The 11,894-nt window shown below is 53.0% G+C and carries 11 protein-coding genes; 2 read left to right on the plus strand and 9 right to left on the minus strand.

Annotated elements, in window-relative coordinates; genetic code table 11:
• Positions 1–263: 263 nt before the first annotated feature.
• The 3 genes from AC16KF_RS16525 to AC16KF_RS16535 all read right to left on the minus strand — a co-directional run bounded on the left by AC16KF_RS16525 (position 264) and on the right by AC16KF_RS16535 (position 2,938).
• Positions 264–965 (minus strand): sensor histidine kinase, encoded by a 702-nt coding sequence (locus tag AC16KF_RS16525; RefSeq protein ID WP_484038453.1) that lies wholly within the window; start codon positions 963–965, stop codon positions 264–266.
• A gap of 123 nt (positions 966–1,088) precedes the next feature.
• The gene (locus AC16KF_RS16530) at positions 1,089–1,757 is read right to left on the minus strand and encodes a response regulator (protein WP_484038454.1); all 669 of its coding nucleotides are present in this window, start codon (positions 1,755–1,757) and stop codon (positions 1,089–1,091) included.
• Complete coding sequence (locus tag AC16KF_RS16535; RefSeq protein ID WP_484038455.1) at positions 1,754–2,938, minus strand: sensor histidine kinase; 1,185 nt, start codon at positions 2,936–2,938, stop codon at positions 1,754–1,756. The genes AC16KF_RS16530 and AC16KF_RS16535 overlap by 4 nt, the downstream gene beginning before the upstream one ends.
• Before the next feature lie 113 nt (positions 2,939–3,051).
• Here AC16KF_RS16535 and AC16KF_RS16540 point away from each other — a divergent pair, with 113 nt between their 5' ends.
• Together AC16KF_RS16540 and hydA are read left to right on the plus strand one after the other, a co-directional pair.
• A complete protein-coding gene (locus AC16KF_RS16540) occupies positions 3,052–3,615 on the plus strand; it encodes a hypothetical protein (RefSeq protein ID WP_484038456.1) in 564 nt (187 codons plus the stop codon).
• The gene (hydA, locus tag AC16KF_RS16545) at positions 3,599–5,053 is read left to right on the plus strand and encodes a dihydropyrimidinase (protein ID WP_484038457.1); all 1,455 of its coding nucleotides are present in this window, start codon (positions 3,599–3,601) and stop codon (positions 5,051–5,053) included. Before AC16KF_RS16540 ends, hydA begins: the two co-directional genes overlap by 17 nt.
• A 12-nt stretch (positions 5,054–5,065) precedes the next feature.
• On the opposite strand, the gene AC16KF_RS16550 is transcribed toward hydA, so the two are convergent.
• From AC16KF_RS16550 to AC16KF_RS16575, 6 genes are all read right to left on the minus strand, one after another.
• Positions 5,066–6,820: a GAF domain-containing sensor histidine kinase gene (locus AC16KF_RS16550; RefSeq protein ID WP_484038458.1), complete on the minus strand. Its 1,755-nt coding sequence runs from the start codon at positions 6,818–6,820 to the stop codon at positions 5,066–5,068.
• A gap of 63 nt (positions 6,821–6,883) precedes the next feature.
• On the minus strand, positions 6,884–7,612 hold the full coding sequence (locus tag AC16KF_RS16555) for a sulfotransferase domain-containing protein (protein WP_484038459.1): 729 nt from the start codon (positions 7,610–7,612) through the stop codon (positions 6,884–6,886).
• Positions 7,609–9,051, minus strand: a complete 1,443-nt coding sequence (locus AC16KF_RS16560; RefSeq protein ID WP_484038460.1) for an O-antigen ligase family protein — start codon at positions 9,049–9,051, stop codon at positions 7,609–7,611. The genes AC16KF_RS16555 and AC16KF_RS16560 overlap by 4 nt, the downstream gene beginning before the upstream one ends.
• 304 nt (positions 9,052–9,355) lie before the next feature.
• Complete coding sequence (locus AC16KF_RS16565; RefSeq protein ID WP_484038461.1) at positions 9,356–9,967, minus strand: YveK family protein; 612 nt, start codon at positions 9,965–9,967, stop codon at positions 9,356–9,358.
• A gap of 116 nt (positions 9,968–10,083) precedes the next feature.
• Positions 10,084–10,902, minus strand: a complete 819-nt coding sequence (locus AC16KF_RS16570) for a glycosyltransferase family 2 protein (RefSeq protein ID WP_484038462.1) — start codon at positions 10,900–10,902, stop codon at positions 10,084–10,086.
• Between the two features lie 55 nt (positions 10,903–10,957).
• Positions 10,958–11,893, minus strand: coding sequence for a sulfotransferase (locus AC16KF_RS16575; protein WP_484038463.1), 936 nt, complete (start codon positions 11,891–11,893; stop codon positions 10,958–10,960).
• Position 11,894: the final 1 nt, after the last annotated feature.

Below are 11,894 nucleotides of genomic sequence, written 5' to 3' on the forward strand. Positions count from 1 at the left end.
TTCTTAATGTACGCGGCTTTCACCAGCTCGATAACATGGGATGTTTGTGTTGACTTGGACGCTTCCGGTCAAGCACACCCATTATTTCATGTTCGACTGGAATACGCATCGGTCAAGCGCCGCAATTCCGAACGGTCTTTCGTTGGAAATGAAATCTGGGGCTTGGGTTGTATGCATCTACAGCTCTGGCCGTAGATGCGCGCATAATCATTTCGACGGTTATTATCATGACCGTCGAAATGATGCGTCCCTGGATGATGGATTTATTCCGTTTTGGGGTTTAACTGGGATATCAATTTGCGCATATCTGTTAGGGCGCTTTGCGAGAGAGCGTGGAGTTGTTCCAGCGAGATACGCGCGAGGGCGGGGTTGCGCTCCATCAAAATCTGGGCAGACCGCGTCGTCAGGACGATGGTGAAGATGGTTTGTGAAACCGAGTTATGTAATTCGCGAGCCAACCGGTTGCGCTCGTCGATCACCGTCAATTCTTCCACTTGAGCAACGTATGCTTGCAACTGGCGATTGATCTCAGTCAACTCATTGATGATGGCTTGGCTTTTCAAGCGAGCAAACTCAAGTTCACGGCCCGCTGTAATATACGCAGACAGGATAAAAATACCCATCATCGGTAACAGAGCGCGCGCCAAACCAGTGAGGGTTCCCAGAAAGTACATCATTGGCAACCCAGTCAGGGCGGTGAAAATCCCCACCCAAATCCAGAGGCTTCTATCGGCAAACACAGAAGCCGCTTGGAAAGTTAACAACACAAATAGCGCCGCAACAGCGCCGAAGTTTGGGTTCAGCCCCAAAATAACGGTAACAATGAGGGACTGGATTGCAAAGTAGAAATGACAAAATCCTCGAGGCAGGTTCGGCACCCACACAAACGCCACATAGAGCGCAAGGAAGACCGCATGCAGGCTAACATACCAGGGTGTCAATTCAGCGCGTTTATTGGACAGCACTGATTGCGCGAACTCCGCTGTGAAAATCAGAAAGGTTGCTACAACTACAATTCGCTTGGAGCGGGGCGGCGAGGATGCGATCTTCCATTCGAGCAATTCGGTTCTCCCTCGCAATCAGACTTTTTAAGCCAGCCCTTGCTTAATGGCGTAAATTGCCAATTGCGTGCGATCTTTCAGGTTCAATTTGTCGAGAATGTTACTGACATGCGTTTTAACGGTCTTTTCACTGATAAACAATGCTTTGGCAATATCGCGGTTACTCCGTCCTTGCGCCACGAGACGAGTCACGTCGAGTTCGCGTTCGGTAAGATTTGTCGCAGTCTCAGTGGGCTTGTTCGTAGAGTCATCGTGCCGAGAATTTCGCGCAGCATCCATCAATGCGCGAACGACATTTGGATGCAATCGGGCTTCCCCTCGATAAGCGGCGCGTATGGCTCCAATCAGATCGTCTGGGGAGATATCTTTAAGTAGATAACTTGAAGCCCCCGCCTGGATCGCGGGAAAGATTTTGTCGTCATCGGCAAAACTGGTCAACGCAATGATTTTGATCGTATCGCTCAGCGACGTAATTTGTCGCGTAGCTTCGATTCCGTCCAAGTTGGGCATAACCAAATCCATCAACACGATGTCGGGTTGTTGCAAGCGCGTTGCTTCCACGGCTGTTCGTCCATCGCCCGCCTCGCCAACCACAATGATATCCTCATGCAATTCCAGAAAAGCGCGCAACCCTTGGCGAACGATTTGGTGATCGTCAACGATGAGCACTTTTATTTTTTCTTCCTGCGCCATCATGACAATTCACCTCCTAACTGCTTCTTCTCAATTCGGATCAATGTGCCTGCGCCGGGCGAGCCTGTAATTCTCAAGTTCCAACCAATCTCATCAGCCCTCTCGCGCATGGAAGCCAGCCCCATCCCGTTACTGTTCGACACGTGTTGCACATCGAAACCAAGCCCCTGATCGGAAATTTCAACAGACGGCGGATTATGCAAGTTCAATCGAATTCTCGCTTGAGGCGACCGGGCATGCTTGACGATATTATTTAGCGCTTCTTGAATGATGCGAAAAAGCCCCTGTTCGTCAGATGGGTCTAGAGGAAAATCGCCTTCTACTTCTAACGAAACGTTCAGACTCTCCGGCAAATAACGGCTGGCAAGATGTTGCTGGATGGCTAGAACCAACCCGCCTTCTTCCAACGGCCCGGGGCGGAGTTGCAAAATCAGCGCTTGCATCTCAGAGAGAGCGCTTTGGGACAACTGATTTAACCGATCTAATTGCGCGCCCACCTTGGTCGATTCCCGATCAAGCAATAATACAATTGACCGCGTCGTAAGAGTCATAGCGAAGACGATCTGCGTTACCGTGTCGTGGAGTTCCCGGGCAAGGTGATGACGTTCGCGCGCCTCCACAAGCTTTTGGCTCTGCCGGGCAAAGTCTTGCAACTGCCGATTTGATTCGTGAAGTTGTCCCAGCAACACTTGGTTGTAATCGTACGCATCCTGAACCTGGCGCAGTGTCAGAGCATAAGAAGCCAGTAGTCCAATTCCACCAGCATAGATTAGCGCAATGACGATCCCTACCAATAAACCGTACGTCTTGATCATCGGCAAACTCACTAAAACGGCAAATGATCCAATCCATACAGTACCAAATTTGATATTCGTCCTCAGTATGATCTGCATACTGAGAATGCCAAACAAGACCGCAAAATAGTCTCCCGACTCGGCGGTGAAAAGTAGCATCAAAGACAACAAGGATTGTAAGATCAAATAATAGGGAAAGTAATTGGGCTGACGTTTTGAGACAATTTCCTCGCCAATGAATAAGATCATCCACAGCGTCAGGAAAACAGCCATCACGCCCGCCCCGGGGCTATGGCGCTGTTCGATCCATAACCGTAACACCGCCGCTCCAAACAAACAAGCAACTGTAAGATGAAACATCCATTGATAGCGACCAGCGGAAGCCTTCATAGGTTGTCGTCAATTATAGCCTCATCCAGCACAACCAATCATCGAGAAACACGCTCAAGAAAACAACAATAATTGAAAGACATCGGAAACTCTCGCTGGCGTATAATTATTTTGTGCTTCAACCCACCTCCCTCATCCTCGTCTGCCTCCTCCCAACCCCCCGCGACCTTGAAATTGCGCGTCTGCTCGGCTGGTATCGTATCCCGCTTCGCACCGCGCCGAAAGTTGTCGCGGTGGATTATCTCGCCTTTTATCAACCTTCAGCATTCGGCGATCACAGCGGACAGATCGAATTCATCGCCCAAGTAAAAGGACACGAACTGACCACGCGCGGCGAACTGCTCAAAGAGGAAGCGCATCATCCGCGCGCGAAAGAGGAGTATTTCAAAATTCAACTCGGCGGACTGGAGAAATTGAACGACCCCATCCATTCCGACAAATGGAAGCGTCTCACGTTCCTCTACACAACGGGCGAATATTTGCTCAACGCAAAACTGCTCAACGACCTCGTCGTCCAAAGCGAAGAGCGCGACCTGCTCTGGAAGAGTCTGCGCGAACGCGCCGAGAACGAACAACTCTACAAAGTTGACCTCCCCGAAACGGACATTCCTCCCGATGTGTTGCTCGCGTTGTTGGGAATCAAAGAAGCGCAGGAATCGTATGGCGACATTGATTAAGAATGGGACTCTCGTCACCGCCGAAAAAACGTTTCAAGCCGATATCTTGATTCAGGATGAAAAGATTCAGCGCGTCGCTCCGACGATTGAGGCTGATTCGGCGTTGACGATTGACGCGTCGGGCAAGCTGATTCTCCCCGGCGGCGTGGACCCGCACGTCCACCTCGACCTGCCCATGTTCGGCACCGTCTCCTCCGACGATCATTACACCGGTCACAAAGCCGCCGCATTCGGCGGAACGACAACCGCAATGGATTTTGTTCCGCTCGCAGAATCCCCCTCTCCCAGCGGGAGAGGGGTTAGGGGTGAGGGAGAATACAATTTCAAATACTCAATCAACCTCTGGCTCGAAAAAGCCCAAAAAGCCGCCATTGATTATTCCTTCCACATGAACCTCACGCAATTCAACGAGAACATCGCCAAACAGATTCCATCCCTGCGCGAGATGGGAATCCAAACCCTCAAAGTATTCACCGCCTACAATGGACGATTGCGCCTCGACGATGGCAGTATCTTCAAAGCTTTGCAAATTGCCAGGGACAACGGAATGCTCGTCATGGCGCACTGCGAAAACGGCGACGTGATCGAAACGCTTGTCGCGCAAGCATTGGCGAATGGACACACAACTACCGAATGGCACGCGTTGACTCGCCCCGCGTGGGGCGCGGTGGAAGCGACCTTCCGCATGGCGGCGATGGCGCAACAAGCCGACACGCCGGTCTACATCGTCCACATGAACGCAGGCGGCGAAGTGGACATGCTCAAGTATGCCCGCGAACACGGCGTCAAAGTGATGGGCGAGACCTGTCCGCAATATTTATTTTTCACGATGGATAACTTGCGTCAACCCGACGGCGCGAAATGGATCTGCTCCCCGCCGATGCGAACGAAAGATGACAACGCGCGTCTATGGGAAGGATTGACCGAAGGAATCCTGCAAACCGTCGGCACGGATCATTGTCCCTTCTTTTTTGATGGAACGGAACCGATCATCTACGAAGGCAAACCCGTCGCCATCCCCGGCAAAGAGTTAGGCAAAGATGATTTCACAAAAATCCCGAACGGACTGCCCGGTATTCAAGATCGTATGCCCGTGTTATGGACAACAGGCGTCCGCGCGGGGAAAATCACTGCAAATCAATTTGTCGCGTACATGTCTACCAACACCGCGAAAATTTTCGGCCTATATCCACGCAAAGGCGCCCTGCTCGAAGGCTCAGACGCCGACATTGTGATCTGGGACCCCGAAAAGAAAGTGAAATACGGAGTCGCCATGTCACATCAACGCACGGACTATAACTTGTACGAAGATTGGGAATTAATCGGCTACCCCGAAAAAGTTTTCCTGCGAGGAAGGCTAATCGTGGACAGAGATGCGTGGATGGGCAAAGCAGGCAACGGTCAGTTTTTGAAGCGCGGCATGGGCGAATTTATTTAACGCCCGCCCACTTCACCTCTTCGCGTGATGCAGGCGGTCCGTCGCCTCTTCGGTGAGCGGGATGTACACTTGAATCCTCGCGCCTTTGCCCGGCGCGGAATCGATGTTGAGCAAGCCGCTCACCAACTCCGTCCGTTCGCGCAGGTTGACCATGCCCAGACTGCCGCGCTTATCGTATGATCTATTCACCGCATCCACATCGAAGCCCAGCCCGTCGTCTTCGATCTCCAGCAACGCAATCCCCGTTTCAAAAGGTCTCAATCTCACCCAAATGTGCACCGCGTTGGCGTGCTTGCGCGCGTTGTTCGTTGCCTCTTCGATGATGTAGAAGATCACGCCCTGCTTGCCCATCTCCATGCTTTCGAGCATCTTCTCATCCACGTTGATGACGACGTTCTGTTGAAACGTTTCGCGCATTTTTTCCGCCATCGCTTCGAGCGCGGCGGTCAGCCCCTGCGACTCAAGAATGAGCGGTCGAAGCGTAAATAGCATGTGGCGGATCTCCTTGGTGGTGCGATGCGCCAACTCCTCGATCTTCTTTAACTCATCCGTCGCTTCGTCGACATTCTTCGTCATCATGCGCCGGGCGATATTGATCCGCATCGCCATCGCCGCAACGGATTGCGTCGGTCCATCGTGCAGGTCGCGCGCCAGTTTTTTGCGCGTCTCCTCTTGCACCTCGACCATGCGCTCTTTTTCTTCCACAAGGTCTTGATACAGGCGCGCGTTCTGCACCGCGATCACCGCCTGCCTGCCGATGATATCGAGCAAGCCGCGACGTTCCATCGTGAAATAATTCTGGTCGGGGTGGGCAAAGAGCATCATGCCATACATATTGAACCCACTGCGGAGAGGGAAACAATACGCGGCAGTGCAGGACCGCAAGGCAATGATGCGTCCGAGTTCGGGATCATACCCCACGTCGGTGGAAAGAAGCGGCTCGCCGTCGTCGAAAATTTTCTTGAGGATGCCCTCGTTGCCGTGCAGGCTGACGCGCATATCCGCGTTCGTATATCGCCGCGCCGAACCGACGCGCAATTCATTCCCGCGGAATAAATAAACGGCGCTCACCAGCCGCTCATCCAGTTCAGGCTCATCGGGATCGGCAGTGGGATTCAACGCAGAGTACCCCAGATCAAGAGCAGAATCGAGCACGCGCTTGTAACTCAGCGTGGCTGTCAGCGTGGAGGTCAATTCATAGATGGCGCGGAGACGTTCGCTTTCCATGTTACTGCGCCGCTCCTCCGCATCCAACCGGGTGCGGCGTTGGAAGCGTAAACGCCTCATCAACATCTGCCCCCCCGCCCCGCACACCAGCGTGAACAACACAGTGAGCGTCAATCCATTTGAAATGGAAAAAGTCCAACCATTAACGAGAGACGCGCGCGAAACAAACAACTGCCACGCGATAAATAAGATGCCCACCACCAACGACCCCAAGAGCTCAAAATATACCGCGCCGGTGAGAATAGGATACAACCCAGTCCATACCGACGCATTGCCCAGCCCGCCCTGCAAATAGAAAAATAAGGCGGCGAGCGCAAAATCAACAGCCAGCACAATGTGCCGATGGAAACGGACGCGCAAGTTCATCCCCACCAACACGCTCATGGCAATATTCCACAACGCCATTAACAGAACAATGGTCAGCGAAACCGCGTTGATCAAGTCGCGCAGTCCCAACGATACGAGCAATCCCACCAGCGTCACCCAGCGCAGGGAAACCGCCAACCAGTCTGCCACATACGGCGTTTCAAATTTACGCATGTTTCCAATGATACTCGAAAAGTAACAATGCAATTTCCGCCCGGTCTTACAGATGGCTTACGACTACGCCTCATACCCCATACGAGCGAGATACGCGCCCATCTTTTCTTTCAAAATTGCCTGTTGTTCGGCAGAATAGGATTCGCGGAAGCGGCCGATTCTTCCCTTGAAAAAATGGAGACCCTGTTGCCCCTCGCCTTTTTCGGGACGAAAAGCCTCGATCACTTTCTCGACGTCGGGCTGGTTCGCCCGTAGACGGAGGAACTCAACCAGACGCGTCGCCTCGCTGTCATAGTTCGTGAGCAGGTCTTCGTAGCGCGCGATCAACACATTCTTTTCGCGCGTCCACTTCTCCCAAATGCGGACGTAGTCCATGATGAACGCGAGACTCTTGTCGAAGTCGGTGAGATGCGAGAAGGCATTGGGTCGTCCCTTTTGTAACGCGCGTTGACCGAAGTCGAACGCCGAGAGCATGGCGTCGCGGGGATCGCGATAAATGTAGGTGATGTGAAGCAAGCCCACCCGTTGAAAGAGGCGGCTCGTCGTCGTGGGTCCCGCGTGTGCTTTGATGACAAATGTGTTCCCCATCAACGCGGGGATCGCCACCATCCCCAACCGCCGCGCGGAGAGGACGCCGATGTTGCAATTCACTTCGGTCAATATTTTTTGCAGTTTATATTTTTCGCGGATGTCGCGCGCGTCGGCGCAACCTGTGGTCTTCATCAGGTCGTGGATGAGGTTGTAGTGCCAACCCGAACCCGCGCGCGGCATACCAACGGAAAGGACGATCATTGTGACTCCAACTGCTCAGCCGCCGAGGACGGCGTTGGGAGCAAGTGATTCGATTCTAACGCATACGCCATCACACCCGCAAGAATTCCGAGGTTGACCCAAAGATTCGGAGTGGCGAATGAATCTTGCGTGGCATTATAGATGGCAATGGCGATCCACGAGAACAAGCCCGCGATGCCGAGAAAACGCGCGTATGAATTTTTATGTTGTAGCGCGGTCAACGAATCGGCGAGCAGTGAAAATAAAAACGCGATGAATAGAACGAAGCCTATCAATCCTGTTTCGGCGAGCAAACGCGCGTACATATTTTTGGGGTTCGGATAGAGTTTACTTTCAGGGTTGAGTTGTTTCGCAATTTCAGGCACGACCGTCAACGACCAATCGGGGAGATGATCGTACATGTACAATCCGCTCGCGCCCAAACCCACGCCCAACACGGGACTCTCCTCATACACGCCCATCGCGCTGACCAGATACGCCGAGCGCGCACCCGCTGAATTTTCTACGACGAACTCCTCCACGCTCTCCGCATCCGATTCAAACATACGCGCGATGTATCCCTTTTGAGCGAGGAACAATCCTGCGCCGAGGATCGCACCGATTGCGAGAGTCAAAACCCCAGCGCGTAAAATTAAACTTTTTGAAACAAACCATGTCCACGTGGAGCGAAGTTCGGCGCGACCGACGAGTAAAAAAGTCAACGCGGTTGCCGCGCCTGCGGTGAGTAATCCGCCGCGTGAGTAGGTAGCGAGAATTAATAGACCTGCGAATCCCAACAAAATAATTTCAAGCCACTTAAAGCGCGTGACGCGCACACCCGTGAGCAATGACGCGAACAGCCACGGCAAATAGACGGTTGCGATCTGCCCCGCGAGCCACGCGGGCTCGTACGCCATGCCAGAGACTCGATTCGTCTTCACCAGTTCGCGCATCGAGAAGGCGAGTTGCCAGTGCGTGACCGTCACCTTCGGAAGGATCGGTGTGTAAAACGCGAGCGCCTGCACGCCGCTCCATGCCACGTCCAACGCGAAGCCAGCGAGAATCCATCTCACCGAAAATTTCAAGTCGTCTTCGTTGCGATTCATCCACACGGCGGCGATGAAAAAGGATATGCCGATGACCAGCGTCGCCCACGCGCGGATGACACGCCCGAAATATTCCTGCCCTCGCAAGGGAATCGGATCGAGCCACGCCCCGAAACTGCTCGCCACCAAAACGACCAGCACAAACCCCGCCAGCGGAGTCAACGCCCCCGCGCGTGGGAAAGCTGTTTTGCCGCGAATCCATTGAACGATGAGCAACGGCAACAACAACGCAATCGGGTAAAACGCCAGCGGACGGACAAGTGTCCCCTCGCCCATGCCTGGGAAGTAACGAAAACTCGTGACAGGCAACGCCATCAACGCCGCGCCCCACAGGAAGCGCGTCAACTTTGACATAATGCCCCCGCGCGTACTGCGACATTTATGTCGCCATAAGCGCAAATGCGACATATTGCAGAATCACAATTAAACCGAGCAATCCTTCCGCTCCGATTTGAACCACGGAGACACTGAGTCACGGAGTTTTTAATCATTTTTTCTCTGTGTCGCCGTGTCTCAGTGGTTAGGTTTATTGCTCGATCAATTTGAAAAAGAGCAAAAGTCGCTTTTGCCGCAATGGGACGACTGAAGTCGTCGCTACGTGTTACCCATTTAATGGTAGCTCGAAAAGTGCGACATAAATGTCGCGGTACGTGAATCTTCATTTTGCTTTGCCAAAAAACAAAACCCCAAACGCGCTCACGGCAAGGAAGCCAATTGCACCAATCAATAAATATGTGCTTAGTGACAAACTTCGCTCGGAGGGTAAATTCTCCACCTGAGCCATATCCGCGCGAATGAACGGATTCAATCCATCGGAAGCGGCGGCTTTCTTGTTCACTTCATCGGTAAACAACCGCGCCCACGTGGATGCGATCCCCACCGCTTGTCGCACGGTTTCGTCCGTTGCATAGAAATGCCAGCCGCCCTCCGCGGGTTGACTCAACTCCAATTTTCCGCCGCGTAATTCATCAACAGGAATCCCAAACTCGGAAGATAGTTGATTCATCACACTATCAGAATATGCAATCTCTTCCAGTTTGCGAGTCTCGCGTTCGAGATAGTAGAAATATTGACGGTCTGTGTCTTGCGGGAACGCCGCTTCCAAATTGAAATCCACAACCACCGTTGCACGCGCGCGATACGGCGGAGGCGCGACGTAATAAACCGCCGCGCCGATCGCCGCGCCGAGGATCGCGCCGAGAACCCAAAAGCGCCAGGCTTTGAGTAATCGAATCAGGTCGTTGAGGGAGGGGGGAGAGAAGAGGTGCATGGTAATTGGTAAATGGTAATTGAGAATTAGAGAATTAGAGATTAGAGACTGGAGATTAGAGACTGTCTTTGCAGAAAAGTTCTACCTTCAGCCTTTTAAACTTTGTGTACTTCGTGTCACCTGCCCCGATGCTCTTGCGGGGTTTGTGTTGAATCTTTTAGCATCCTTCGCCGCCGCCAATTCCAGATCGGGGCGATGAGTTTACGGATATAGTATTTTGCCACGATGGTTGAAAAGAACGAGCCGCCATCGCGGTAATGCACACGGACCATTTCGGGCCAACAGCGGTCATCGGCGACGATGGTTTTGCCAGAGGTGTGCAAGCGGAAATTCGCCCACGTCTGCGGCACATATTGTATCCGCGAACGCGCCGCGAGACGCGTCCACAGATCATAATCCATCGCGAAATAAAACGACGGGTCGAGCGGACCGACCTGCCGCCACAAGTCCGCGCGGAAGAACGCAGTCTGTTGCGGGATGTGAACGTATCCCTGCCTCAGCAGGCGTTCATCCGTTTGCGCCGAGTTGAATTTGCCGATCACGCGTCCGCTTTCGTTGATGAAGTTGCAATCGCCGTAGACCATGCCCACGTCGGGATGTCCCTGCAAAAATTTCACCGCCGCGCCGACCGCGCCCGCCTCATACGTGTCATCGGAATTGATCCACGCAAGGATGTCGCCCTTCGCGCGCGCGAACCCCTTGTTGATCGCGTCGGTCTGACCTTTATCTGGTTCGCTCACCCACGAGGCGATTCGCCCTTCAAATTTTTTGAGGATGTCAACCGTCCCATCCGTGGACGCGCCATCCACGATGATGTATTCGATGCGCGGATAATCCTGCGCCAGCACGGACTGGACCGTCGCTTCGATGTAGCGCGCTTGGTTAAAGGAGGGAGTGATGATGGAGACGATGGGGAGAGGTTTTGGGGTGGTCATTGGGTGAGAAAGTTAGCAGTTATTAGTGATCAGTGAACAGTAATTGGTAATTGAGTTACCAGTTGATGTCGGGGTAAAACAATTGTGCAGAGTCTTCGGTGATCTCGCGGATGCGGTTTATTTCGTCAGGAGATAGTTTCGATCTCCAATTGTCCACGCTGGCGCGACTGTCCATTTTCACGGAGTGAGTTTTGCGGCGCGAGAGTTCGGTCGGGTTGTCGGAACTGCTTGAATTCAAAATTTTATTTTCGGCATGAGGTGTGAAGTCCAAGCCCAGCGCGGCGTATAGGTCGCGGAAGCCGTTGACGGGATCGCGCGAGAGGTCTTCGTGGCGAACGATGATGAGATGCCGATTCAGCCGTCCCTGCGAATGAACCGTGCGGTAGATCATCGTCCACAACAAACTGGCTTGACCGATGACATCATCCGCTTTGATGGCTTGCATTTGTTCGCGATATGGTTCAAGATGATCGCGCATCAGCAGAGGTTGGTCGAGCAGGTCGTTGAAATCGAAATTCCAGCTGAGGCGTTTGAGACTGCTGGCGAACGCGGCGGGGTGACGAACCGTGACGACGATGTTGAAATCGAATCGCTTTGCGAACCACGGCATCGAAAAGACCGCGAACGGATCTTTGAGCAAGGCGCGTTGACCGTGTTCGAGCGCGTCGTAAAAAATTTTGAAATCGCGCCCCATGCGTAAAAAATCTTTGAGTGAACGAAGCGACTTGATCTCGCTCCATGTGTGATAACGATAATCGAGCAGTTCCTCGAACGGCGCGAGATACTCGGCTTCGTTGTCGTCGCAGACGTATTGATACCAATGCTTCACCTTCGCGCACAACACGCCAGGACGATGCAACACATTCAACGGCTCGCTGATGTACGCAACTTGCGAACCTGCGAGCATTTTGCCAACCCACGTGGTGCCGCTGCGATGCGCGCCTGTGACGAGGATGGGTTGAGTGGTTGAGGCTTGCAAATCGGTTTTCATG

This window comes from Candidatus Defluviilinea gracilis, assembly GCF_057138825.1.

Coding starts and splice junctions, on each gene's coding strand:
- AC16KF_RS16535 (WP_484038455.1), bottom strand. CDS start 2,938: ATGAAGGCTTCCGCTGGTCGCTATCAATGGATGTTTCATCTTACAGTT.
- AC16KF_RS16530 (WP_484038454.1), bottom strand. CDS start 1,757: ATGATGGCGCAGGAAGAAAAAATAAAAGTGCTCATCGTTGACGATCAC.
- AC16KF_RS16570 (WP_484038462.1), bottom strand. CDS start 10,902: ATGACCACCCCAAAACCTCTCCCCATCGTCTCCATCATCACTCCCTCC.
- AC16KF_RS16575 (WP_484038463.1), bottom strand. CDS start 11,893: ATGAAAACCGATTTGCAAGCCTCAACCACTCAACCCATCCTCGTCACA.
- hydA (WP_484038457.1), top strand. CDS start 3,599: ATGGCGACATTGATTAAGAATGGGACTCTCGTCACCGCCGAAAAAACG.
- AC16KF_RS16555 (WP_484038459.1), bottom strand. CDS start 7,612: ATGATCGTCCTTTCCGTTGGTATGCCGCGCGCGGGTTCGGGTTGGCAC.
- AC16KF_RS16550 (WP_484038458.1), bottom strand. CDS start 6,820: ATGCGTAAATTTGAAACGCCGTATGTGGCAGACTGGTTGGCGGTTTCC.
- AC16KF_RS16560 (WP_484038460.1), bottom strand. CDS start 9,051: ATGTCAAAGTTGACGCGCTTCCTGTGGGGCGCGGCGTTGATGGCGTTG.
- AC16KF_RS16565 (WP_484038461.1), bottom strand. CDS start 9,967: ATGCACCTCTTCTCTCCCCCCTCCCTCAACGACCTGATTCGATTACTC.